Source organism: Agaribacter marinus, assembly GCF_030160655.1.
In the GTDB taxonomy this organism is placed as follows: domain Bacteria; phylum Pseudomonadota; class Gammaproteobacteria; order Enterobacterales; family Alteromonadaceae; genus Glaciecola; species Glaciecola marina.
In genome coordinates this window covers 222,708-248,192 of the sequence record NZ_BSOT01000009.1, presented here as the reverse complement: position 1 = coordinate 248,192, position 25,485 = coordinate 222,708, and the positions used below count along the sequence as shown (strand labels likewise).

18 protein-coding genes are annotated in these 25,485 nt (G+C 40.9%); 9 read left to right on the top strand and 9 right to left on the bottom strand.

The genetic code is table 11. The features are described from left to right. Positions 1-36 precede the first annotated feature (36 nt). Positions 37-1,395 carry a glutathione-disulfide reductase gene (gene gorA, locus QQK00_RS16740; RefSeq protein WP_284218821.1) on the top strand — a complete coding sequence of 453 codons (1,359 nt, stop codon included), beginning with the start codon at positions 37-39 and terminating at the stop codon, positions 1,393-1,395. Positions 1,396-1,590: 195 nt separating this feature from the next. On the opposite strand, the gene QQK00_RS16735 is transcribed toward gorA, so the two are convergent. After that, on the bottom strand, positions 1,591-2,814 hold the full coding sequence (locus QQK00_RS16735; RefSeq protein WP_284218876.1) for a M23 family metallopeptidase: 1,224 nt from the start codon (positions 2,812-2,814) through the stop codon (positions 1,591-1,593). Positions 2,815-2,946: 132 nt separating this feature from the next. Beyond that, complete coding sequence (locus QQK00_RS16730; protein WP_284218820.1) at positions 2,947-4,581, bottom strand: alpha-L-fucosidase; 1,635 nt, start codon at positions 4,579-4,581, stop codon at positions 2,947-2,949. Between the two features lie 277 nt (positions 4,582-4,858). Between QQK00_RS16730 and QQK00_RS16725 the strand changes: the two genes are divergently transcribed. After that, the gene (locus QQK00_RS16725) at positions 4,859-5,836 is read left to right on the top strand and encodes an AraC family transcriptional regulator (RefSeq protein WP_284218819.1); all 978 of its coding nucleotides are present in this window, start codon (positions 4,859-4,861) and stop codon (positions 5,834-5,836) included. Positions 5,837-5,858: 22 nt separating this feature from the next. Here the strand turns inward: QQK00_RS16725 and QQK00_RS16720 are convergent, their stop codons facing one another. Further along, positions 5,859-7,307: a hypothetical protein gene (locus QQK00_RS16720; RefSeq protein WP_284218818.1), complete on the bottom strand. Its 1,449-nt coding sequence runs from the start codon at positions 7,305-7,307 to the stop codon at positions 5,859-5,861. 225 nt (positions 7,308-7,532) lie between these two features. Here QQK00_RS16720 and QQK00_RS16715 point away from each other — a divergent pair, with 225 nt between their 5' ends. Together QQK00_RS16715 and QQK00_RS16710 are read left to right on the top strand one after the other, a co-directional pair. After that, entirely contained in the window at positions 7,533-8,006 is a 474-nt protein-coding gene (locus tag QQK00_RS16715) for a nuclear transport factor 2 family protein (protein ID WP_284218817.1), read from the top strand. Between the two features lie 95 nt (positions 8,007-8,101). Continuing rightward, a complete protein-coding gene (locus tag QQK00_RS16710) occupies positions 8,102-9,847 on the top strand; it encodes a monovalent cation:proton antiporter-2 (CPA2) family protein (protein WP_284218816.1) in 1,746 nt (581 codons plus the stop codon). Positions 9,848-9,871: 24 nt separating this feature from the next. Here the strand turns inward: QQK00_RS16710 and QQK00_RS16705 are convergent, their stop codons facing one another. Further along, complete coding sequence (locus QQK00_RS16705) at positions 9,872-12,382, bottom strand: TonB-dependent receptor (RefSeq protein WP_284218815.1); 2,511 nt, start codon at positions 12,380-12,382, stop codon at positions 9,872-9,874. Between the two features lie 181 nt (positions 12,383-12,563). Further along, entirely contained in the window at positions 12,564-13,499 is a 936-nt protein-coding gene (locus tag QQK00_RS16700) for a diguanylate cyclase (RefSeq protein ID WP_284218814.1), read from the bottom strand. Positions 13,500-13,795: 296 nt separating this feature from the next. Here QQK00_RS16700 and QQK00_RS16695 point away from each other — a divergent pair, with 296 nt between their 5' ends. Further along, positions 13,796-15,715 carry a tetratricopeptide repeat-containing diguanylate cyclase gene (locus tag QQK00_RS16695; RefSeq protein WP_284218813.1) on the top strand — a complete coding sequence of 640 codons (1,920 nt, stop codon included), beginning with the start codon at positions 13,796-13,798 and terminating at the stop codon, positions 15,713-15,715. 65 nt (positions 15,716-15,780) lie between these two features. Here QQK00_RS16695 and QQK00_RS16690 read toward each other — a convergent pair whose 3' ends face one another. Continuing rightward, on the bottom strand, positions 15,781-17,211 hold the full coding sequence (locus QQK00_RS16690) for a PhoH family protein (protein WP_284218812.1): 1,431 nt from the start codon (positions 17,209-17,211) through the stop codon (positions 15,781-15,783). Positions 17,212-17,531: 320 nt separating this feature from the next. Between QQK00_RS16690 and rapA the strand changes: the two genes are divergently transcribed. From rapA to QQK00_RS16670, 4 genes are all read left to right on the top strand, one after another. Further along, positions 17,532-20,354: an RNA polymerase-associated protein RapA gene (gene rapA, locus QQK00_RS16685; RefSeq protein ID WP_284218811.1), complete on the top strand. Its 2,823-nt coding sequence runs from the start codon at positions 17,532-17,534 to the stop codon at positions 20,352-20,354. Beyond that, positions 20,354-21,028 carry a pseudouridine synthase gene (locus QQK00_RS16680; RefSeq protein ID WP_284218810.1) on the top strand — a complete coding sequence of 225 codons (675 nt, stop codon included), beginning with the start codon at positions 20,354-20,356 and terminating at the stop codon, positions 21,026-21,028. Before rapA ends, QQK00_RS16680 begins: the two co-directional genes overlap by 1 nt. Positions 21,029-21,083: 55 nt before the next feature. Then, positions 21,084-22,115, top strand: a complete 1,032-nt coding sequence (locus tag QQK00_RS16675; protein WP_284218809.1) for a DUF3530 family protein — start codon at positions 21,084-21,086, stop codon at positions 22,113-22,115. 236 nt (positions 22,116-22,351) lie between these two features. Further along, a complete protein-coding gene (locus tag QQK00_RS16670; RefSeq protein WP_284218808.1) occupies positions 22,352-22,597 on the top strand; it encodes a hypothetical protein in 246 nt (81 codons plus the stop codon). A gap of 30 nt (positions 22,598-22,627) precedes the next feature. Here QQK00_RS16670 and QQK00_RS16665 read toward each other — a convergent pair whose 3' ends face one another. The 3 genes from QQK00_RS16665 to QQK00_RS16655 form a co-directional block, all read right to left on the bottom strand. After that, positions 22,628-23,596, bottom strand: a complete 969-nt coding sequence (locus QQK00_RS16665) for a sensor domain-containing diguanylate cyclase (protein WP_284218807.1) — start codon at positions 23,594-23,596, stop codon at positions 22,628-22,630. Between the two features lie 2 nt (positions 23,597-23,598). Beyond that, positions 23,599-24,618, bottom strand: a complete 1,020-nt coding sequence (locus QQK00_RS16660; protein ID WP_284218875.1) for a response regulator — start codon at positions 24,616-24,618, stop codon at positions 23,599-23,601. Positions 24,619-24,876: 258 nt separating this feature from the next. Further along, on the bottom strand, positions 24,877-25,473 hold the full coding sequence (locus QQK00_RS16655; RefSeq protein ID WP_431307750.1) for a uracil-DNA glycosylase family protein: 597 nt from the start codon (positions 25,471-25,473) through the stop codon (positions 24,877-24,879). Positions 25,474-25,485 lie beyond the last annotated feature (12 nt).

Genomic DNA, 25,485 nt, shown 5'->3' with positions numbered 1-25,485 from the left:
AGACGATGCCATGACAACAACTGAATAAAGGCGATTATGACTTCAGAAAGCACTCACTTTGATTATATTTGTATTGGCGGCGGGTCTGGCGGTATTGCGTCAGCAAACAGAGCATCTCGCTATGGTAAAAAGGCCGCGATTATTGAGGCTAAGGCAATCGGTGGCACATGTGTAAATGTTGGCTGCGTCCCTAAAAAAACCATGTGGTACGGCGCACAGGTAGCAGAAGCAATTAACTCATATGCACCAGATTATGGTTTTGACGTCACGGTCAATAGTTTTAGCTGGGCAAAGCTGGTTGAAAGCAGAAGCGCATATATTGACAGAATTCATCAGTCTTATGATCGCGTACTAGGCAATAACGACGTTACCGTAATCAAAGGTTTTGCAAAATTTGTAGACGACAAGACTATCGATGTTGACGGCAAGTTATTTACTGCGGAGCATATCACTATTGCCGTGGGTGGAAGACCGGTAAAACCGGATATTCCAGGCGCCGACTTAGGGATAGATTCGGACGGTTTTTTTGACCTAAAGGAACAACCAAAGCGCGTAGTAGTGGTAGGAGCTGGTTATATCGCCGTTGAACTCGCTGGCGTAATGCACTCTCTTGGGTCTGAAACACATTTACTGGTTAGGAAAGAAAAGCCACTACGTAATTTTGATGATGTGTTATCAGACACGTTAGTGGAAATCATGGCAGAAGAAGGGCCGACCTTGCATACAAATAGCGCTGTAAAGTCCCTAGAAAAACAAGATGATGGCAGTATATTGGTCACCTTAAATAGCGATGAAACCTTACACGCTGATGCTGTCGTTTGGGCGATCGGTCGAGAGCCATCTAACGATAAAATTCAGCTCGAAAATACCAGCGTTGAGCTAGATGCCCGCGGGTATATTAAAGTTGATGAGTATCAAAATACTACGGCGCAGGGCATTTATGCGGTTGGTGATAACATCGGCAAGGTCGATTTAACGCCCGTTGCAGTAAAAGCAGGCAGGTTGTTGTCTGAACGTTTATTTAACAATAAACCTGAAGCAAAAATGGATTATGACTTAATTCCGACGGTTGTGTTTAGCCATCCACCGATTGGTACGATTGGCCTCAATGAAAAAGAAGCCGAAGAGACTTACGGGAAAGACAATGTCAAAGTTTACAACTCTAGCTTTGCCGCTATGTACACCGCAGTCACACAACACCGCCAAGCCACAAAAATGAAATTGATAACTGTTGGTTCTGACGAGAAAGTAGTTGGTTTGCACGGTATTGGTTATGCGATGGATGAAATTTTACAGGGCTTCGGCGTGGCGATAAAAATGGGCGCAACAAAAGCCGATTTTGACGCTTGTGTCGCGATTCACCCCACCTCTGGAGAAGAGTTTGTTACCATGTAGACATGACTCTTTAGAACTTCCTCTGGAAACCATACTAATCTTATTTCAATTTTATTGAATTAGACATCGTTTAGTATGGTTTTTGTTGTTAGCTTACTTGAGTTCCAAATTAGTCCCCATGGTATCCATGACCATGCGGGACAGCCTAAAGTATCCCGTTAAAGACATTCTTGTTTACATTCTGCTTAGCGCATCTTATTCGGCTACATCAGATTCATTGATGATTAAACTAGGATTATCATTGTACTCCATTGTTAATTTCCTATTAAAAGCCATTAGTTTATTTCCTTCCAATCTAACCTGCGGCACATTTTTTAAGTTTAACGGATCGATAGCTCTACCATTTTTATGTATCTCATAATGTAAGTGCCTACCACCTGACAATCCAGTATTACCCAAAAAACCAATGACATCGCCTTGCTTCACCTTACTGTTCACCCTGATATTAGAAGCGTAATTTTCAAGATGTGCATATAGCGTTCTATAACCGTTTTTATGCTCAATAATCACGCAATTCCCAAATGTTCCATAACTGCTTGCCCGAATTACCTTGCCATCACCAGCAGCTAATACTGATGTGCCAATAGGGGCACTAAAATCAATACCTTTGTGTATTCTCGAATACCCCAATATTGGGTGTTTCCTATTCCCAAAATGACTAGTTAGCTTAGCGCCGTTAATGGGCGTTTTTAACAAGCCTCCGTGCAAAGCTCTACCATCTCGAAAATAAAAAGCGCCTTCAAAACGATACAAAGTATAATTTTTATCATCTTGGTTGAATTGGAGATAAGTTATCTTTCTATTGGGTGACTTATGACTGAACAATCGAGGGTTTGAAGCAGATTGAGCTTGCTCATATTCCACAATAAGAGAATCATGTTTTTTAACATCACGCTGCAGATCAATAAGATAAGATAAAATTAATATTATGTCGTTAACTACACTATGCGGTACGCCCTCATCTAGACTATTTTGGTAAATGTTATCTAGAATTAGCACCTCCTTTTTTGATTTAACATAGTTAATTTCAGTTGTAATTTCGTTTAATTTCCAAGCATTACGAGTCCATGTCGCTTCAATCAAGTGACCATATTCAGTAGCTAGTCTGACAATAAATTTTTCATCAAAAGATTGAACTTCAATTTTAGTCCCAACTTTCAATTTATTAATATCCAGTTTATCTTGCAACAACATTTGTAATTCGTAAATTGCTCCCCCGGTGATACCAAACGGTTTTAAAATTAACGAAATATTATCGCCTGGTAAAACAACAACTTCCTTCATCTGATAATTATTCGGTATTAACACCTCGCTCTCAATAGACCGACTTGTTTCTTCATGTTGAAATTTTTCAATTTCCGTATCAGTTAAAACCAGCTGGGGTTTTTCGACTATCCTTTGCTCGCCGCATGCCAGCATATTAAGCAACGAAATGCTTAGTAGTATTCTCAACAACATGATTGCTAATTATTAATGTGACCTGTGTCGCACTTTAACATAAACTCAAAGTGCGACACAAGTCACGTCAATTAAAATAAATAGATGACAACTTTAATTTGCGCCTGGATCTTCGCCACCAATCCCTACTTCGTCTTCATGAAGTAATGTAATTTTGTACCCAATGGCAAAGTCGCTTGGTATCGATACTGGTTTCTGAATCACTAAGCCTTGCGCATTTCGCCGCCAATTAACAGTCTGTTTACTACCTAGCATTTCTATCTTCTCAATTTTCGTCTGCAAGACGGATAGATTAGTATTCAGCGTTTCGATGACAAGATCGGTGTCGGGTACATCCATTACGAACGCATATATAACGTCGTCACCTTTTTTGGTAAAGCGAATATCTTTTTGATTATATTCAATTTTTTGTTTTTCAATTTTGTGACCGCCTCGACTAATGCGCGTTGGGCCTTCACCAAAGACTGTCCACGGACGGGTTTCATAAATACCCTCACCGTTAATTTCTAACCAATTACCTAGTTTATCTAGCATATCGTGCATTTCATGCGGAATTGAGCCATCGGGGTTAGGCGGCACATTCAATAACATTAAGCCATTTTTTGCTACAATATCAATCAAGATGTCGACAATTTCATTGGGGCTAACAAACTTCGCATTTTCATAATAGAACCATGCGCCGGGCGATGTGTCAGTCATCCAAAATTCATCTTTTATTTTATTTGGGCGACCACGCTCGTAATCTAAAATACCAACAGAACTTGGAAATGATGTGTTTTTGTAGTTGATAACGACATCTTTGTCCCACTCTTTTGCTTTATTGTAATAATAAGCAACAAATTTTTTGCGGTATTCTTCGTCTAAAAACTCAACCCACCAGTCAAACCAAATAACATCCGGCTGATAGTTGTCGATCACTTCTTTCAATTTAGCAAACCAACGATCATGAAATCGTTTATTTGGCTTAAAATCTGTTAAATCATGCTTATCAGTATATAAATCAGACGTTTCCGCCGTCGCATCAAAGTTATGGGCATTCGCAAAATATACCCAAGTAAATGCATGATGAAATGAAGTAAGCAACTTTAAATCCCTCTTTTTAAGGGCATCTCTCAATTCACCAGTGATATCTCTGCCAGTCGTCGCTTTTGAATTCCAGCGAGTAACCTCACTATCCCACATGGCATAGTTATCATGGTGAATAGCAACGGGCCCCGCAAATTTGGCGCCGGATTTTTTAAATAATTCAGCCCACTCTTCTGCATCAAATTTATCTGGATTAAACTGTTTAATAATATCTTTAAAACCAAATTCAGCAGGATCACCATGCTGTTTTAAGTGGTGTTGATAGGCATAAGACGGACGCGTTTCGTTGTTATCACCAAAACGCCTCAGCTCCCCCGTCTTCCAGTCATATTGTTTGTCCATATACATGTCTAATCCGTACCAGCCCGCGGCCCATTTCATACCGATATTGGCCTGGGATGTAGGCCCCCAATGAGTGTAAATACCTAACTTAGCGTCTTGAAACCACGCCGGTTTTTGATTTACTTTTTCAAGCGACTCCCAGTTTTCTTTATAAAAGGCGTTACTGCCATCTTTTGATACAACGGACGTCACACTAGCGACAAGCACCTCTTCTTGTTTTATATTGCAAGCCGCTATACCAGTGACCAGAATTGTCGCAGTTAAATATTTGCTGATAGCGCTCCAAATTTTTATATCCATCTGATAACCATTTGTTAGTTAAATACTTTTGTATGTATGTCCGATTAGGACAATTTCCTTTATGCTTTTTACCTAGATTGCTCGATTTATTTAGCCCGCCCCCCTACACTTCAAGCATGTAAAACATACTAGAGGTGCACTCGCCTAAAACTTTCAGGGGCAGACAATATATGTTGTTTCATAGATAATTAAATTTATGCGCACTGGATATGTTTTTGATACTACCAACTTAACATTTCCTTAACTTTTAGTTTATCACCGTGAAAAAGTATAAATTATGCAAAATACTCAAATACGCTTTGGTCGTCGCCCAACTGACCAACCTACCTTGGTTGAAGAACTGGTTGTGTTTGGAAAACGTTGCTTATACGCTCCCGCGAAGAATGCTCTCCCACCACATTGTTTGAATGACTACCAATTGATTTTTATGGAGAGCGGTGTTTTGGAAGTATATTTAGATGGCCGAGCTGTTTCTGTTTTTCCTCAGCAAATATTAATTGTCCGCCCATACGAAATAATGCGTTATGTCAGCAATACCTTACCCGTTGGTAATCACTATTTTTTGCAGCTAAATGCTCACAATTTAAACACCATGCACCCAACATTTGAAAATATTTCTGAAAAGACCAATTACATCACACAGACATTATTAGTGGAGCTGCAACATTCATTTATAAACGATAAAAATAACCAAATCATACAAGGCACGAGCCATTGCTTAGAATTATTAAAACAACTGCTGCAAGAGCATCAAAACGCAGATAAGTATAGTCAGTTATCTGCGTTTTGTAGCTACAATGCATTGTGTATTCAACTGATACGGTTGCTGGAAAAGCATCAAGTAAAAGGGAGAAGCGATGATTTAAGTTGGATTCAAAATGTATCGAAATATGTTGAGAGAAATCTATGCAGAAATATATCCACTAGCGAATTATCTGCACTTGTTGGTATATCAGAGAATCAATTACGAATAAAGTTAAAACAGGCTGTTGCGCAATCTCCGCAGCAATTTGTATCGCAAAAACGCATAGAACTTGCTAAACGTCTTTTGTGTGAAGAAACAGCCAGCATCACCGATATCGCCTATGAAATGGGATTTTCGTCCCCTCAATATTTTTCGTTGTTCTTCAAAAAATACACCTCGTTAACACCTTTTGAATACCGAAGCGAAAAAAGAACAATGCTGATTGATGCAAATACTGACATCGTTAGCGATAATGCTGCTGCGCAAAGACTTGATGCACACTTCAGTTAAATTGCGCATCTTAGCTAAGCACTTAACTTTTTTTCCATAAATTTTGCAGTTTTTCATAGCAGAAAAAATCATATGGATTCCAATAACTAGGAATCAGCTCTAAGGCCTTACGCTCTTCAAAATTTGACACTAGTTTACTTAATATTTCTTTTAACCTTTCAGGTTTAATTTTTTCTAATCGGCTTTTTGCCGCTTTAAAATATAGATTACTATGTTTTTGAACGGTAATAACTGACCCACTCGATATAAAGGTCAAATTACGAGTGGCAACACGGCAAACCGGATGGTAGGGATCTTCTGGGTTTAGTTTAGTCACAATCGCATATTCATATCGGTCTACCTGCCCTCCGTCTTCTTCTGGGATATAGGTAATACCAAAACCTTGCGGAAAATAACCGACAATATCTAGAAGCTTTTGAGCAACCAATTTACTTATAGCCCCCTTCTCTCCCGCATTTGTAACGACTAAAGCAGCCTTAGGTAAATCTAAAAAGTTATAGTCTGGCTTCGAAGAAAAAACAATAGACGTATAGATTTGCGGTACCTTTATTAGATTCCCGATGCCCAACTTAGGATTTAAGGCCTTAATGACTAACGTGCGCGTAAAAGTGAGCCGCTGCTGCTGAATACCATTGAAATCCTCTCTCTCGCTTTTCGAATTACCTACATACTTTTCTTTGCCCAAACCAAAGCTAATATAATCTAAAGTTTGCTCATAATTGATTTTAAGCAATGCCGTTCTTTCTTCTTGTGTGAGTACGCGAAATTCATCTAAGTCGCCATCATCACCTTTCAATATTCGCTGTGCCTTTGGATGCAGCAAGCCTACATCTTGAAAAATACTTGCAAACAAGACTGGCAAGGCAATATTCTCTTGAAACTCACTCAAGTTACCTTCAGTTTCAGCATAACGCGTCTCTTTGTTGAACTGCTTAGTCACATAGTCATTCTTAAACTCTCCGTCAAAAAGCAACTTATCCAACAATCTTAACGCAATTACACCTTTGTATGAGGGCTTGAGCTTTTGATGAAGGAGACGCAGTTTTTTCCCTTCGCAAGGTGACAATAACTGTAAGGTACCAAGGACTTTAGCGCTATTTACCTGAGTTTTTTCCCAATTTTCCCCCTCGCAAAGCGTTAACAGCATAGAACAAACTTCAAGCGCTTTAGTTAACCTAGACAATCTAGCGTCGTCATCTAGTGATTTTTGTTCGGCGTAGTTTTTCCTAGCAATTTTTAACTTGGCCGATAGAGCATCCTTTTCTGCATCGCTCGCCAACTCAATTTTGTTACTAATATCGACAACCATATTCTTGAGCGAAGACAGTGCCGCTTTGTTTTTTTCAGATGTTTGAAAATAGGCCTCCGCTTGCTCAAACAAAGAGTTTTTTGATGGCGTTTTACTTTGAATAGCATCCACCATGTTAGAAACAGATTTAGTAAAAAAAGAGTTACCCATTGGGCCGTGCATATTACCACCGACGTTTTTGCGCGCGCATTAAAATTAAAATGTAAAGATCGAAATCCCTTTTCCTCAATACATGTAACGGCAGTGAGCGATGTAAACTGAAATAGTGTCTAATTAATTTTATACTATCTCTAGACTCTGTATGATTTCCAAAGAATAATGGAGTAACGACATCCGCTGTTTACACCTTAACTGACACTACTTTCGATTCGCCACTTTGGAGATACTATGACCGAAAACTCTCGTCCACCACTGCCGCCTTTTTCTTACGAAGATGCCATTATTAAAGTACGTAAAGCCGAAGATGCTTGGAATGGCAAACAAACTGAGCTTGTCGCCCTTGCTTACACACCAGATTCTGCCTGGCGTAATCGTTCACAATTTATAAATGGTAGAAAAGAAATCATCGATTTCTTAAATGCTAAATGGGAAAAGGAATTAGATTATCGACTGATCAAGGAAATTTGGGCACACGGCGACAATCGTATTGCTGTTAGATTTGCATATGAGTGGCATGACAATGATGGCAACTGGTTTCGCTCCTATGGTAATGAAAATTGGGAGTTTGATGATTTGGGTTACATGTGTGCCAGGCACGCCAGTATTAACGATTTACCCATTACTGAAGAAGAGCGTTTATTTCGTTGGCCGGCGGGAAAGCGTCCTGATGACCACCCTGGACTATCAGAACTAGGCCTTTAACCCTAGCGACAACATTACAATAGCATTCGGAATCGTATCCAAATTATGCTTATACTAAGCATAGTTCCTTCGATTCCATCTTTATAAGATTTAACATGCTAGAAACCGCTATCGTCTTTCTTGCTGCAACGTTAATTGCAGTCCCCCTATTTAAAGGCTTAAAACTCGGCGCAATTTTAGGTTATTTGTGTGCAGGTGTCATTATTGGGCCATCGGTGTTGTCACTTGTTGGCGATGCCGAAACCATTCTGCATTTTGCAGAGTTAGGTGTTGTGCTGATGCTATTTGTCATTGGTCTCGAATTAGAACCAAAAAGACTTTGGCAAATGCGAAATAAAATCCTCGTCACAGGCGGAATGCAACTTATCCTTAGTGCGCTGATTATTAGTCTTGCGATAATTGCTTTTTCAAACACTCTGTCAATTTCAGCAAGTATTGTTATCGGGCTGGCCTTAGCGCTTTCATCCACGGCATTCGCTGTCCAGTTAATGACAGAGCAGAACATACTGCGAACCGAACCTGGACAGCAAGGTTTTTCGGTTTTACTCATGCAAGACGTCGCCGTCATTCCGATTCTTTTGCTAACCGCCGCACTCGCGCCGATGCAAATGGGTGAAACGCAACCGTGGTGGGTTGGTGCTGTCGCTGTCATCGGTGTCTTAGTCGTCGGGTTTTATTTGATAAACCCTTTTTTACAGTTAATTGCTAAATATGGCAGTAATGAAGTAATGACCGCAGCTGCATTATTCATTGTACTGGTCACGGCGATGATAATGTATAAAGCAGGCTTATCTATGGGTATGGGCGCGTTTATTGCCGGCATTCTGCTAGCTGACTCTAGTTTTAAACACCAATTGGAAACTGAAATTGAACCGTTTAAAGGCTTATTGCTCGGCTTATTTTTTATCGCAGTGGGTATGAATATCAATTTAGATCTACTGATTCGAGACCCAATTTTTGTTGTGAGTGCGGCTATCGCATTAATGTGTGTAAAGGCCTTAGTGATTGCCGTGATAATACGAATTAGCAAACAATCATGGGTTGACGCTACACGGGTAGCTATTATGTTATCGCAGGGAGGAGAGTTTGCTTTTGTCGTAATGACATTAGCGGTGAGTGGCTTGTTACTAAGCCCTGACGTAGCGGGCATGGTGAACTTAGTAGTAGGTATGTCGATGGCACTTACGTCGCCAGCAATAATATTTTATAGCATGTGGTTCAATAGTCGTAATTGCCCTTCTGTCATTGAAAGCAATATTCAACATGACGATCCGAATGTCATAGTTGCTGGCTTTGGGAGATTCGGACAGATCACGGCTCGCATATTGTCGGCTAACAATATACATTTTACCGCAATTGATATAGACGCAAGTCACATCGAATTTGTAAAGCGCTTTGGGAACAAAGTTTTCTATGGCGATGCGACTCGCTTAGATTTGCTCAAAAAATCAGGTATTGATACCTGCGATGTGCTGTTAATCGCCATTGACGATAAAGAGGCGATTTCACGTTTAGCAACATTGATGAAAGAAGAATACCCACATGTCAAACTAGTTGTTCGTGCACGAGATAGAATGCATGCAACGGAATTAGCAAAACTCGGTATAAAACATTTCGTGCGAGAGACCTTCCATAGCGGCCTGCAAGCGGCAACAATGGTACTTGAACTTGTTGGTCATTCTGAAAATTCAGCGAAAACGATGACAGAAACGTTTGCGAACCACGACAACGAAATGCTCGATGTGTCCATAAACGAAGAAATGGGGTTAGATGCATTAATCCAGCATAACGTTGAAAGCAGAGCGGCGCTAAAAGATCTGTTTAAAAACGATCAAACTTAACGCCAACTTTATTCACCATGTTACTTAATAACTGGCACGCACTCCAAAGTGAAAACTACGTCCAGGTAGGGGCGCCAAGTCTTTAATAAATGACGTGTGCTCACGGGCTTCTTCATCTAATAAGTTCTTACCACTTAAGAAAAATTCGACATCATAGCCTTTTATTGGCATGTAATACGAAATATTAGCATCGAGCAAGGTATAAGCATCTGTTTTTGTCTCTAATTGAGCCAATCTAGATTGCTTAAACACATGGCGTATATCCGCCTGGGCAGACCAACGATTAGATTGATATTCAAGCCCAAAAGCAAGTCTTGCTGGCGGTGTGCGTGGCAGTGATGCTTTACCACTTGGCGTGCTTACTTTAGTGCGAATAAGGTCTGCTTGTGTAGACAAAGTGATCTTATCGTTTACCTGCCAGTTTACTTGAAATTCTGCACCGTATAGATCTGCATCTCGCGCTTCAAAAATAAGCACAGGCAGTGATTCACTTTCTTCGTCAAGATGTTCATCATCATCATGCATCTCGTCATCATGATGTTCTTCGCCCTCGTCATGCTCGTCTTCATGCTCTTCGTCTTCATGCTCATGAGAAAACTCAGCGAAAAACCCAGTGTTTGCAGCGAAATAGTAATTGTCGACTTGATTATAAAATACGTTTAACACGAAACCAAAATCGCCATCAAATTTTCGCAATGACAAATCGATGCTATTGGATTTTTCTAACGAAAAATTATCGTCACCGATTTCAACTTTCTCATCATCAATCGTATAAAGCGCACCGATTTCATAATTTCCTGTACCAATGTGCGGACCAAATGAGAAAAGCTCTGCGGTAGAAGGTGCGCGTTGAGAGTGCGCATAAGACACGCCTAAGTTATAACCTTCGGTAAAATCCCAAACGATGCCAGCAGACAGGCTAATTGGCGTAAATGAAGAGTTAATGCTAGTCAGTTTTATCTCGTCATGTTCGTCATGTTCGTCATGTTCGTCATGTTCGTCAAAGCTTAACTCAGCGTCTTGAAGAAATGGCACATCTATTTCTACTCGCTCAACGCGTGCGCCCAACTGTACCAAAAAATTACCGATATGTTTTTCTTCAATAAGGCCAAGGCCAAATGTTGTGGTATTTGATGCTGGCGAAAATGCTTCTTCGCCCACGGCTTCAAAATCACTGTCTTTGTAATGCAAGCTTAAGCCACCGCGCCAACCCACCATGTGCTCATGAATAAGTTCTACACGCGATTCAAACGTATCATTTGAAAACTCTGTGCCTGGCACGCCATTTTCTATTTCAGTGTGCATGTAGTCAGTGTAAGACATACCAAAATTGATAGCGTTTAACCAATCACTATCAAGTAAAAGGTTGGATTTAAGTTGATAGCGATTCTGTTTAACGTCAGCTTGAACGATTTCCAACTCATCGGAATGTGTATCTACACCTTCATCTTCCTCATCATGCTCCTCTTCGCCATGGGCATGACCAGGGATACCATACAAGCTGTCTAAATGCTCGTAAGAAAAGCCAATAAAACCGTTGTCTAACAAGTAACTACCACCAACGGTAATGCCTTGCGTTTCATAATCCGAATTGTCCACGCGACCTTTACCAAAACCTTCCTCATCATGCCCATCAGATTCGTCCTCATGCTCATCGTCATGTTCATCAGCATGAACATCTGGTGATTCAGCAAAGCCCGGAATATCATAATCATCAGCATCACGATAATAACCTTGGATGTTAAAGGCAAAGTTATCACTGCCGCCTTTAAGTCTGCCAGAAAAAGCGTTTTCTGAATTTACTGTGTTATGCGACAAGGAAGTAGACAATTCGCTGGTATTGTCATCAGGGATGCGGTCATCAACCACATTTACCACACCACCAATTGCGCCACTACCATAAAACAATGTCGCTGGCCCTCTAAGCACTTCAATCTGTTGCGCAGCTGTACTATCAGTCGCTACCATATGATCAGGTCCAACCCGCGATGCATCTGATGCATCCAATCCATTTTGCGTTACTAGTACACGAGGCCCATCAAAACCACGGATAATAGGTGTGCCTGCGACGCCGCCATGAAATGACGAGTGCACACCCACTTGTTTAGACAAAGTGTCACCAAGGGTAGAAGCTTGGCGTCGTTTTAAGTCATCGCCAGCCAAAACATCGACTGGACCTGCTGATTCAATATTTGATGCATGAAAAGCACTTGCCGTCACATCAAACACTTCAATGCTGGCGTCTTTTACAACGATTACCACATCGCGTTTGCCTTCAACAGGGACAGTGACAATAGACGTGTCATGAATGAAATCTTTCGACGCGACATGTAATTCAACATCCCCGACTTTAACATTCGCGATCGAAAACTGCCCATTGTCATTAATTTGAACGCGCTGAGTCGCGCCCATGACTTGTACTTCGCCGTTGGTTACAGGATTTCCTGAGGCATCGACAACGGTGCCAGATATTGTATTTGCAATACTTGTTGTGCTAAATGCGCACAAGAGACTAGTGAGTGCTAGAGCTTTCATAATTCGCTTTTTTTGTGTTGTTATACTATTACATCTTGAGCCTGTTATGATATAACATCTATGAATCAGGTCAATAGGGGACTGTGGGTTCACGCGCATTTACCCTATTGAATATCATGAGAAGTGCAGCTTGAAAATACCCTCTTGCGGGAATCAAAGAGTACTGCTTTTATGAATAGGACTATTTTTTGATGGGTCTGTGTAGCTCAAAATTTTCACAAATGACACGGTTTCGGCCACTTTCTTTAGCAAAATACAAACATGTATCCGCGTGTTCTACAAATGCGCGTTCATCTATGTGTTCACCAATGTCCGGCTTTGTATAGGCTACGCCAACGCTGACACTTAAAAATCCAAATTCGCAGCCCTCATGCGGAATATGTAATTGCTCAACTTGTTCTCTGATTTTTTCAGCGACCAGAGCGCCTTCCTCAGGCGAAGAGTCTGTCAGTAAAATAATAAATTCTTCGCCGCCAAAACGAGCAACGAAATCCATCGGTCTGCCAGCGCCTTTGGTTAATACCCTAGAAACAACTTTGAGTGCGTCGTCGCCTCTCACATGTCCATACAAATCGTTGTATTGCTTAAACCTGTCGATATCAATCATCAATAAGCATAACCCTCGATGTTGTCGATCTGCGTATCTAATGGTGTTCACCAGATGCTCATCGAACTGTCTTCGATTGGCTAGGCCCGTCAACCCATCAATTGATGATAGGTACTGAAGCATGTCGGTTTTGCGCTTTAGTTCAATTTGATTACGCACCCTAACTCGCACAAGTGGGATAGAAAAAGGTTTTCTAAAGTAATCAATTGCCCCGAGCTCTAAGCCTTTTAGTTCATCTTCGTATGTATCTTGTGCGGTAACAAAAATAATAGGAATATTTTTTGTAAGTTCGTTTGACTTTAACTGGGTACAAACGTCATGCCCGCTTATATCGTCTAGCCCAATGTCCAATAAAATCAAATCTGGCAACTCAGTATTCGCAATTCTTAATGCATCCATACCGGTACTTGAGGCCAAAATCTGATACTCGTCTCTTAAACCTTCATACAATAGGCGAATGTTTAGCCTCTCATCATCTACTACGAGTATTTTTGGTTTTAAATTTGTCATTCGTGATTTAATTAGTCAACCTATACTTATGCTACATGCAGCATCCATTAAATGTAGATTTAATACGATAAATTTTGGCTTTATCGCTAATTTTTTGTTCTTAATCTAAAAAGATAACGATATCAGAAAAAACACCATACTTAAGTACAATTATATAAGTTTTTAGCGACTGAGTACCGATAAATCATGTAGTTAGCGTAATTAATTGACTAGATATATCAAAAAAAACTTAAGGTCCAGACAAAAGCACCGCTAGAATATAAAATAGACTGCTATCGATACAGTAGAGAGAAATCATGCAACTTAAGACTTTGACTATATTCTCAACTGCATTGCTATTGTTGTTTTTGTTCCTTATTCCCTCTAAATCACTTGCAAACGAACCAACAACAGAAAATGCCTTAATAACATATATAAAGATTCTTGAAAAAGACCAAACTACTTCACCAACAGAAACGCTGGAAGTACTACATAACACGCTAGACATTAGCAGACGAAACAATTGGAAAGCCGCTGAACTCAGAGCGCAAGCACTATCACTTAACTTACTAATTGAGCTCGAAGACATCGCTGCAGCACAAACCCTTTCTGACCAAATAGAACAAACTATTTACGCGTTTGATGATGAAGAACTCACCCTTAGATACAATATGGCCAAACTGTATTTGTTAAGCAATTCTGGGATTACGACGTCACTAGAATCTCTCCGTTCTGAACTCAAACATGCTGTATCGCTAGATAAGCATGGTGAACTAAGTGGGCACTTACTATATTCGATCGCGGTAAGTTACATGGATACGTTTGAACATACGGATGCAATACAATATCTACATGCTGCATTTAGAGAATTTCAGTCTAGCAACAATGAAGTGTCAAAAGGAACCGTTCTCAGCTCGCTCGGCGTCATCTACGCCGATTTAGGCAATGCCGAGAAAGCCAGTGAATATTTTGAACAATCAGCGGCAATCGCTCGTGAGTATGGAAATCGCTTTGACTTATCTGTCGTGCTTTATAATCATGCTTCAACTCAGGTTGACCTTGGCAATTTAGATATTGCGGAGTCAATATTTAAGGAAACCATCACGATAAGTAAATCAATCGACGACGAAATAGGTGTCGCTTGGGCAGAGCTTTCATTAGTGGAACTTGAAATTGAACGCAGTAATTGGGGAAAAGCACTGGTACTTTCTGAGGGGCTCCAGCAAAAATTCGAAGACTATGGAGACAATCTATCGTTATTTACGGTGAAACTGGCACAAACCAATGCGTATTTAGCACTCGATAAAGATGATAATGCACATACTACACTACAAGAAATAGAAAAACTATTGCCGTCTATTAATTCTCCGGTGTATGAGAATCAATATCATTACACCTTATCTGCGCTAAAATATGCACGAGGCGAATATCAGCATGCGTACGATCTGTTGGATAAAAGTTCAGAATTCCAATACTCGATGTTTGAAGAGGACCAACAAAAACAAATTCAACGGTATGCTGTCGAATTTGATACCACATTTCAAATATTGAAAAATGAAGCGTTGGAGAAAGACAACGAATTACAAAAACTTAAAATAAAACAACAAGAAGAACAAAAGAAATATTGGATTTTTTTAGTTACGCTAATTTTCATAGTACTTATTATTACGTTTTTATTGTTAGCAAAACAAATTCAACACCGTAACTTATTTAAGGCATTAGCGTTAAAAGACCCGCTAACAGAAAGTCCAAATCGACGTGCAATTTTACAACTTGCACAAGACAAACTAAATAATAAGCATGCGCTTAGCGTAGCAATTATAGATATTGACCACTTTAAACGAGTGAATGACAACTATGGTCATGACTCAGGTGACAATGTGCTGAAAGCTTTTTCAGACGCTTGTAAAAACGTACTTCGAAAACATGACCATTTTGGCAGATACGGCGGTGAAGAGTGGCTGTTGGTGCTCGATGATACAAGCTTAGATGACTTTGAGGGCATATTCTCACGCTTAAGAAATGAGCTAAACTCATCATCAATACCCGGCATTCCAAGTAATTATGAAATCACCTTTAGTATGGGGGTTGCAGTATGTACAAACTCACAAAGTAGTGAATTACGTGATCTTATTAATAGAGCTGATTCAAGCCTTTATTGCGCCAAAGAAAATGGCCGCAATAACTTTGTCATTAATAATGAAACGTCAACCGCACCTAACGGCATAGTTGTCTAAACATAGTCGTCTAAACATAGTTATCTAAACCTGGCATTGGGGTTATGCCCAATGCCAAAAGTACTTTAGAGTTGTTTTTCTGCAAACTCAGCTAATCGACTGCGTACAACACCATCCAAACTAATCGTTGCGCTCCCTGAAAAATATTTAAATTTTTCAACAAGGTAAGTTAACCCTGACGTTAACGGGTTTAAATAATTACTATCAATTTGCGACAGATTACCAGCACATATAAGCTTTGTTCCTTCGCCGCATCGCGTAATAATCGTTTTTAATTGTGAGGCAGTTAAGTTTTGTGACTCATCAAGAATAACAATGGCGTTTTGTAGACTCCGCCCACGCATAAAGTTAACAGATTTAAACTGAATGTTGGCCTTCTCCATGATGTAACTCATGGAACCTTTAGTGTTTTCATCATTCTTATGCAGCACCTCTAGGGAATCGGTAATGGCGGCCAACCAAGGCGCCATTTTTTCTTCCTCTGTACCCGGCAGAAAACCTATGGATTCAGCGATTTCAGGAGTGCTTCGAGTAACGATTATCTTGTCATACATATTGTGCTCAATCACCATATGTAATGCGGCAGCTATCGCTAACAAGGTTTTACCGCTACCGGCAGGCCCGGTCAATATACACAAATCGATATGAGGGTCGAGCAAAGTGTGCAGCGCCATCGCTTGACCAATGTTTTTAGGGTGAATACCCCAAGCCTTGCGCGCCATTAAGCGATCCACACCCAAGTCTAAAACCTCTAAGGTATCGTCATCAATCGCCTCGATAAGCCCAGCAAAACCGCTATTTTCATCAACTATGAACTCGTTAATATAAGGTTCAGGTACTAATGATTTATCGATGGTATGAACAGTATCTCTGCCTTCCGTAACGCTTTCTACGGACTTAACCTTATCCCAAAAATTACCGTCAAAGGTGTAAAAACCTTTGGTCAAGTACTTCATATCGCTAATTAGCTGATCAGTACGGTAGTCTTGTACCAAACCCATCCCTGCACCCTTAGCTTTTAGCCGCATATTGATGTCTTTGGTAACTAAAACGACGTCTCGTTTGGGATTTTCAGCTTGTAAATGCAAGGCTGCATTTATTATACGATTGTCATTTTCATTACTCGTAAATACTTGTTGTTGCTCTTGCATGCTTAAATCAGCAAAAATCGATAATGCTCCAGAAGGCGCTGACTTTCCGGATCCCAAGCCTAACATCGATACGCCCTCCAACATTTGTTCTGGCGAGGCATCATGCAGCAGATCTTCCATTGCACGAATGGATACGCGCGCATCTCGCGCAACGTCTTTCTTGCTATCTTTTATGTAATCTAGCTCCTCAAGCACGGTCATCGGTACGACAACATCGTGTTCTTTAAAAGATAAAAAAGCCAAAGGCTCATGAAGAAGAATATTTGTGTCTAAGACAAAGAGTTTTCGATGAGTTAAAACAGCGGTTTGAATATCAAGTTTTTCAACAGTTTGGGTTTCTGGCATTCATCACTCCGTTAATGCGACAGTGTATGCGTGACCCTTGTATCTGATGCAAACAAAAACCACATCCGATACAAAGATAAGGTGTCGAAAGAGGAAACCTCGTGGAGTTTGATTACAACTGAGCATTTTTTACTCGTGCCTGCGCATTTTCAATTATGCAGCTGAACACTTGACCATCGAGATTTGCTCAATCCGTAATCTACAATAAACAAGATTTAGACAATTATCACTACTTTTATTTCGAAAGTTTGATTATTACTGACAATCCCACAATTGGAGACTACAATTAACGACTACCCAATCATAATTTTTAGGTGTAAATGTCACAGCAAATTGAGTATGCAGTCGGTCAGCGTTGGTTGAGCAATAGTGAAGTAGACCTAGGGCTTGGTGTTGTTATGGCGGAAGATATCCGCTCGGTATCAGTCTTATTCCCAGCCGCAAATGAAGAAAGAAATTATGCGAAAAAGCAAAACGCTTTAGCACGCCTTATTTTGAGCGAAGGTGAAGTTGCCACTCACGTTGACGGTTGGTCCATTGTGGTCGAAACCGTTGTAGAGCAAGAGGGTCTCTACACGTATTCAGGCGAACGACAAGACTCAAAAGAAAACGCATCAATTGTTGAGGTTGCACTTGATCATCACGTAAAAGTACACCAACCCGAAAAACGCCTATTTCTTGGGCAACTTGATGATCCCAAGTGGTTTGACTCTCGACTTGCTTGTTGGCAAAAACAATACGAATTTGCTAGCTCAGATGTCATCGGGTTAATAGGCGCACGTGTCGAACTCATTCCGCATCAGATTCATATTGCGCATGAGGTAGGCAAACGCTATGCGCCCCGTGTGTTGCTCGCGGATGAAGTCGGATTAGGTAAAACGATTGAAGCGGCACTGATTATCCATCAGCAACTATTGAGCGGGCGAGCTAAGCGAGTACTTATTTGCGTGCCGTCTCCCTTAGTACATCAATGGCTGGTTGAAATGCTTCGTCGCGTAAATTTACGCTTTTCTGTATTTGATGAAGAACGCATTGAAGCCGTGAAAGAAAGTGGGGAAAACCCATTCAGTCAAGAGCAGTTGATACTTTGTAGTCAATCATTCATTGAAAATGAAGAAGTTTTACACCAAGCAATTACGGTTGATTGGGACATGTTAGTCGTCGATGAAGCACATCACCTAAAATGGACGCCCGAAGCGCCTTCGAACGCATACACCGCAATTGAAAAACTGAGTGATATAGCCGTCAGTGTTTTACTATTGACCGCAACCCCTGACCAACTTGGGCACGAAAGCCACTTTGCGCGATTGCGATTGCTCGATCCCGCACGTTTTCATTCATATGAAAATTTTGTTGACGAAGAAGACAAATATGCCGAACTTGCACAAGCGGTAACCCCCTTGCTTGAAGATGAAGCATTAACCGAAGCAGATATTGCCTTATTAAATAAAGTCACTTCTGACATAAATATTGACGCCTTAGACAATAACGAAGAACGCAAAAAACTGGTGAGCGAGCTCATTGACCAACATGGTACTGGTCGTCTGTTGTTTCGAAATAGGCGAGCATCCATCAGTGGCTTCCCAACAAGGATAGCGCATTCGTGTCCATTGAAGCTGCCCAAAGAATATGCGTTGTTGAGAGACCCGACAGACGATATAGCAACACAGTTACACCCTGAACGTTGCGCCATTTTAGATGATAAATGGCCGATATTTGATACACGCATTCAATGGCTAATCGATTTTTTAGAGAAGTTAAATGGCGAAAAAGTACTATTAATCTGTGCCTTCGCGTCAACCGCACTTCAATTATCAGAGTACTTACGCGCAAAAACCAGCGTTAGGCATACGGTGTTCCATGAAGGGATGAGTATTGTTGAGCGTGACAAAGCTGCCCACTTTTTTGCTACGAGTGAGCAAGGTGCACAAATTATGCTCTGCAGTGAAATTGGCTCTGAAGGACGTAACTTCCAATTTTGCCGACATTTGGTCTTGTTTGACTTACCGCTTAATCCCGATTTACTTGAACAAAGAATTGGACGCCTAGATCGCATCGGTCAAATGAATGACGTGAACATTTATTTACCTTACTTTGAAGACCATCCGCAAGCCGTATTATTTAATTGGTATCATTACGGATTAAACGCGTTTACGGCTACCTGCCCGGTCGGCTCTGACGTATATGAAGCCTTACATACTGATTTGCATGCCGCACTTCAATGCCCGGAAGATATCGAAAATTGGCAAGATCTTGTTGAGCAAGCGAATGAATTAACCAAAACCCTGAAGCAAAATATTGAACAAGGAAGAGATCGACTATTAGAACTGAACTCTTCGGGCGGCGAAAAAGTGGATGATGTTATTGATAGGATCATCGGCGCTGAAAACCCCGTCAATATGTTAAAATTCATGTCTCGATTGCTTGATTCACTCGGCGTGATACAAGAAGAAAAAGATGACCAAGTCTTTATTCTTCGTCAAGGAGAATCGATGTTGTTCCCAGTGCCGGGTTTAAGCGAAGAAGGCACTGAAGTCACTTATAAACGAAGCGTTGCAACTCAACTTGAGCACGTACATTACCTTAGTGGCGATAGCGAAATTGTAACGCACTGTATTGACACAGTACTTACCGATGTCATTGGCAAGAGCAGTGTATGTTTTGTTAATCAACCAGAGGCAGCGGTAGGCGCATTCTGGTTAGAAATAGTGTGTGTACTAGCGCCAGTCACCGATGCTAAATGGCAACTCTATCGCTACCTACCGGCAACACCCATTCGACTTTGTGTGAATGCTAAATATGATATTGAAGATACCGAATTTGACGCTATCTTTAAAGTGAAGCCAAAAATGGCACAGCAGTTAATTACCGCACTGTCGGATCAATTAAAAGTTGGTGTTGAAAAAGGCTTGGCACTTGCTGACGAATCTTTGCGAGAGCTTCGTGAAAACGCGCTAGCAAATATGCAAAACACTATCGAAAATGAAGCGCAGCGTTTAAGCAAACTACAAGTAACTAACCCAAGCATTAGAGATGAGGAGATTGCATTTTTGGTTGAGCAAAAAACGCATCTAAGCCAAGTCATTTCTGATGCCGAGCCTTATTTAGATAGTCTGCGTTTGGTCATAAATAATCCAAAATAATGGCCTTACTGGAGTATAAACCACCGCAATTTCCGTATCTTGAATTTTTGTACCGCGATGATGATATCGCGGTCATGCTCAAGCCAAGTGGCTTATTAAGTGTGCCGGGCAAAGCGCTTGAGCATAGAGACTCCTTGCAATCTCGCCTAGCCCGCGTGTTGCCAACGACGACAATTGTCCATCGCTTAGATATGGCGACGTCGGGCATCATGATAGTCGCACTTAACAAGCCTGCCCACCGGCATATTTCAAAACAATTCGAATTACGCCAAGTGAACAAAACGTACTACGCACTAATAAAAGATGCGCCAACACAAATAAGCGGCACTATTGAGCTACCACTCATATGTGATTGGCCAAATCGACCCAAACAAATGGTGGACCTTGAGCGCGGAAAGCCTGCAAAAACGCACTATGACCTTATCGAATCATATGACGGATATTCACTCGTACGACTAAAACCAGTCACTGGCCGCTCACATCAGCTGCGTGTACATATGCTATCTTTAGGCCATGCCATCTTGGGCGATCGCTTATATGCCTGTGCAGAAGGGATTAAAATGGCAAATCGGCTTTGTTTACACGCAAGTTTTATTGAGTTTGTGCACCCAAATACAAATGAACGCCTACGTTTTGAGAGTACGCCCGACTTCTCTTTTGTTACAAAGCGCTAAAATTGCATTCCGCCGACGGATAATATTTCACATTTACCCTTCCTAGCCGATATAAGTGTATTCACATTCAATCGAATTTGTAGGTTCCGTGGTAAATAAAAGCCTATTGTTATTGGTAACGCTATTCCTAAGCCTGTTGTTGGCTAGCCGCTATAGTCTCGGACAAACGTCCAATGCAGACTTGGCAGATGCCAATAACAATGAGACACAAGCAAATACCGATATACCGTCAGCTCAAAGCAGTGAGCACTTTTTTGATTTTTCTAAACAGTTTCATGAAGATGAATACGAGACTTTTTTATTTAAAAATGACGAGCAGATATACTTTGTCATGGATTCGAACACCGCTTTTCGAAAAGGCACAATCCTTATGCTGCCTGATACTTATGGTAAAAATCTTCACCTAGCTTACGTGAAGCCGCTCGCAAATCAGCTCGCGGATGCAGGTTGGCAAGTGATTTTGACCTTTTTGCCTAAAAGTACTTATGACGTAGATGAACAAGTAGCTAGTAACAATGATGCGTCGACGACTGGCGATGAAAGTGAAAGTAGCCCTACGGACAACGCAAACGATGCACAAGCCAGTAACGACAATGTCGCTAGCGATAAAGAGTTAACAACAGTATTAATAAACCCAATGTCCGGCGCGTCAAACTTTACACTCGCGCAAGCAACAAGTTGTGCAGATAAAAGCAGTAGCTATATAAAATCGATCTTATCATCAGCCAAAAACCTTGGCGCTAGACGCATCATAGCTGCTCAAGGTATGTCAGCTTATTGTTTACTCAAGGCCAATGTAAGCAATGCAAATGGATTAGTATTGATGTCACCTTACGCACCCAATCGTGAATTGAATAATGAGCTACCAGAGTTGATTGCTAATAGCCCACTGCCGGTACTTGATCTTGTCAGCGATTGGGACAGTCGCTGGGCACTGGCAACTAAAAAACAGCGTAAAATCAGTGCAATTCGACAAATCAAAACACATTACCGGCAGCGCACCATTGTCGGTACCACGCTTTCACCAATACAAAGCCAATATCTGAGCAAAGAAATTTATGGCTGGTTAAGTTACTTAGGCTACTAAGATCAGCGTAATACCTTCAAAGCCAATTCTATCTAATTTTTGCATGTAAATTAACTATATAAAAATCATAGCGTTAAATAGTTTCGTCGGCACAAGGCCGCATATTTACAACATTCAACTATACTTAATGAAAAACACAAGCAAGCAGAGTCACATAATTGTCTATCTCGGTATTTATCAAAAGTAAGTCAACGCAGTTGACCCATTATGTTGAGGCATTTTGGGAGCACAGGATTGTGTATAGAGAACTGCAAGGCTTTCTTTGGGATACATTAGAGGAGTGGACGCTGCAAGAAAACCAACTGTTTGAAGTATATACGCATCAAGAACGCGTATTTTGGCATCTCATATTTTGCTTAAAACATACAGAAGAGTCGGTACTGCTGAATGACAATGATATAAAAAATGAACTGAGTTTTTTAATGAAATATCTGCACAATGATGAACTCTGCCCACTTGACGTGATAGGCATTAGGCCTTAATTCCCCCCTACGATGCTAGGGAAAATAAGATTATTCCGCAGCAGACGCAGTAACAATAACCCGATTTCTGCCCGCATTTTTGGCTTCGTATAAGGCTTGATCTGCAGCCTCCAACCAAACAAGCGGTTGTTTATAGACGGGGCTAAACTCAGCAATGCCAGCACTTACGGTAACACTTATCTCTGAATCTTCATGCGTAACGACCGTTTTTTCTGACGCTTTTCTAATTCTTTCACCTACAGTAAAGGCACTTTCTGCAGGCGTATCGGGTAACAAAATAACAAACTCTTCACCACCATAACGACCTGCAATATCTGTTTCTCGCGTCGCTTTTTTAATGATTTTAGAGATACTCTGAATAACAGCATCGCCCGCTTGATGCCCATAAGTGTCATTGACTTTTTTAAAGTGATCAATGTCTAACATTAACACTGACACTGGTTTCTTATGCCGGATCGCTAGCTTATATTCTCTTTCGAAACATTCCTGCCAATGACGACGATTAAATAGCTGCGTTAAGCCATCAACACGGCTAATCTCTTTTAGGCGGTTATTTAAGCCTTCAATACGTTGCTTACTCATCGCATGATCAGTGACGTCATAAACCAAGAAACAAATACGCTCAACATTGCCACTATCGTCGGCTATTGGGAATATACTTATGTTTTGATACATATATTCAGCTGGTGACGTAACCGGGCGTGCAGTCCCCACTTTAAATAAGTAATGACGCTGTTCCCATATCATGAACACTGGAGTATTCATTTCAAATACAGGTTGGCATTTGTTGATTAACCAATCTTTGTCAAGATCTTCAAAAAAGTTGAATAAAGAATACCCGCGTACATTCGCAACGTCATGACCAGTATGATTTTGCATAAACTGGTTCCATTCCTCTACGACGAAGGACTTGTCGACAACAACAATGCCGACTTCAATAGACGAGACTAAGGCTTGCTGCCACCCACTATTTTGAAGTTGAGTTTGCGCTACATTCATAACTAAGCAGCCCCTCTAATGTCCAATAGCTGCTTGAACGTCGCGTCTATTTCTGTACCAGGAATCACCAACAGCAGTTCAAAATTAATATTTTCTTTGGAAATCGCATAAGCTATTTCGATAACCAACACCTGCTCCCACCGAGAAATGTTATTCGTCACCATTTCATTTAAGTCACAATGAATGCCAAGAATAATCGGAGAATTATGCGTGAATCTAACTTCTAACTGTTCCGAGAGGCCATTTATACAGGCACCGATAATGATATTAGATACATCCATCAGTACTTCGATATCACTCGGTAAAGTGCTATGTCGCTGTCGGCCGAGTAAATTTCGTACGGACTTAATATTAGCATCATTGAAGATGATAATTGCTTCGCCTTTAATATGCTTACTAACAAACCCTTTTGACACCGCCGACACTTGCTGTTCGCTATCAATGGATGCCAAGGTCATGGCTAATTCGTTGGTATGTACCATGCTGACATTAGGTATGGGGAGATTGACAAATTGCTTAAATACTTGCGCTAAGCTTTCACCTGCTTGACCCATTGCCACATTTGAAATTTCGCGGAAGGCATCAATTTTTTCTTCTTGGCTCGACCCAACTTTGACATCTTTTTGCTTGGCGCGATTAGCGGCACTGGTTTCACCATTATAAATGCCGTACTTTGACAAAATGTCAGTTAGTTTTGCGTTGTCTATTGGTTTGCGAATGAAATCTATTGCGCCCATTGCCTTCATTCGTTTGTGTGCTTCTTCTTGCACGTCGCCAGACACAACAATAACCATTGTAGGCAAGTCTTGTTCGCGAATTGCCTGCATTGTCTCGTAACCGTCCATCACAGGCATATTCAGGTCAAGGAATAAAATATCACCTTTTCCCTGTTTTATCGCGTCGATGGCTTCTTGCCCATGTGCTGCAAAAGAAATATCTATATCCCACCCATCAGGTAAAGAGCGAGCCATTGCTTTGCGGGCAAAAGCAGAATCATCACAAATCAATACAGGTAAAGACATAAGTTGAGTTTCTTCCAATGTACCGTCCGTGGTAAATATAGGGCGCTTAACTGCAGCTTGTTAATCATTATAAAAGTTATCTGCACATATTCACAAATATTTATATTTAATTACCAAGAAACGGTATTTTTTTGTATCAAGGTAAATTGTTGTTTTGACTAGATTAGTATTTATGGCTTGGTCAGGTGGATGAAAGTGCTGTCCACTGGAGCAAATGACACTGAACATATGCGCATTTTTTCAAGGCCTCCTCCCAATTTACAACAATAGCGAAACTTGCTGCTTGAGCCTTGGAAGCACTTGATCAGAAAACCAAGGATTATTCTTCAGCCAACGATTATTGCGTGGGCTTGGATGGGGCATAGGTAACATACTTGGCCAATATGCTTCCCATCCTTTCACCGTTTCAGTGAGTGTTTTCGCTTGATTTCTGCTGAGATGCCAATCTAGTGCATATTTTCCAATCAGCAAGGTCAAACGAATGTTTGGCAATTTAACAAGCAACTGTTTTCTCCATATTTCAGCACATTGAGGTGGAGGCGGTAAGTCACCGTTTTTCTCTGTGCCTGGATAACAGAAAGCCATTGGCAAAATAGCAATGTGCTTTTCATTGTAAAATGTATCTCTATCAATGCCCATCCAATCTCTCAAGCGGTTGCCTGATGGGTCATCGAAAGGAATACCTTTATGATGTGTCACTCTGCCGGGCGCTTGACCAGCGATCAGTATTTTTGCAGTGGGATCTACTTGTAAAATAGGTCTGGGCCCAAGCGGTAAGTTTGTACATTGGGTGCAGTCGCGAACTGCCTTCAATGCATTTGAAATATCATGTGCTTGTATGTCTATTTTCGCCAAAGTGTAAACTCC

Excerpts from the sequence above, each read along its gene's own strand:
- gorA (WP_284218821.1), top strand. The coding sequence starts at position 37 with ATGACTTCAGAAAGCACTCACTTTGATTATATTTGTATTGGCGGCGGG.
- QQK00_RS16735 (WP_284218876.1), bottom strand. The coding sequence starts at position 2,814 with ATGCTGGCATGCGGCGAGCAAAGGATAGTCGAAAAACCCCAGCTGGTT.
- QQK00_RS16730 (WP_284218820.1), bottom strand. The coding sequence starts at position 4,581 with ATGGATATAAAAATTTGGAGCGCTATCAGCAAATATTTAACTGCGACA.
- QQK00_RS16725 (WP_284218819.1), top strand. The coding sequence starts at position 4,859 with ATGCAAAATACTCAAATACGCTTTGGTCGTCGCCCAACTGACCAACCT.
- QQK00_RS16720 (WP_284218818.1), bottom strand. The coding sequence starts at position 7,307 with ATGCACGGCCCAATGGGTAACTCTTTTTTTACTAAATCTGTTTCTAAC.
- QQK00_RS16715 (WP_284218817.1), top strand. The coding sequence starts at position 7,533 with ATGACCGAAAACTCTCGTCCACCACTGCCGCCTTTTTCTTACGAAGAT.
- QQK00_RS16710 (WP_284218816.1), top strand. The coding sequence starts at position 8,102 with ATGCTAGAAACCGCTATCGTCTTTCTTGCTGCAACGTTAATTGCAGTC.
- QQK00_RS16705 (WP_284218815.1), bottom strand. The coding sequence starts at position 12,382 with ATGAAAGCTCTAGCACTCACTAGTCTCTTGTGCGCATTTAGCACAACA.
- QQK00_RS16700 (WP_284218814.1), bottom strand. The coding sequence starts at position 13,499 with ATGACAAATTTAAAACCAAAAATACTCGTAGTAGATGATGAGAGGCTA.
- QQK00_RS16695 (WP_284218813.1), top strand. The coding sequence starts at position 13,796 with ATGCAACTTAAGACTTTGACTATATTCTCAACTGCATTGCTATTGTTG.
- QQK00_RS16690 (WP_284218812.1), bottom strand. The coding sequence starts at position 17,211 with ATGCCAGAAACCCAAACTGTTGAAAAACTTGATATTCAAACCGCTGTT.
- rapA (WP_284218811.1), top strand. The coding sequence starts at position 17,532 with ATGTCACAGCAAATTGAGTATGCAGTCGGTCAGCGTTGGTTGAGCAAT.
- QQK00_RS16680 (WP_284218810.1), top strand. The coding sequence starts at position 20,354 with ATGGCCTTACTGGAGTATAAACCACCGCAATTTCCGTATCTTGAATTT.
- QQK00_RS16665 (WP_284218807.1), bottom strand. The coding sequence starts at position 23,596 with ATGAATGTAGCGCAAACTCAACTTCAAAATAGTGGGTGGCAGCAAGCC.
- QQK00_RS16660 (WP_284218875.1), bottom strand. The coding sequence starts at position 24,618 with ATGTCTTTACCTGTATTGATTTGTGATGATTCTGCTTTTGCCCGCAAA.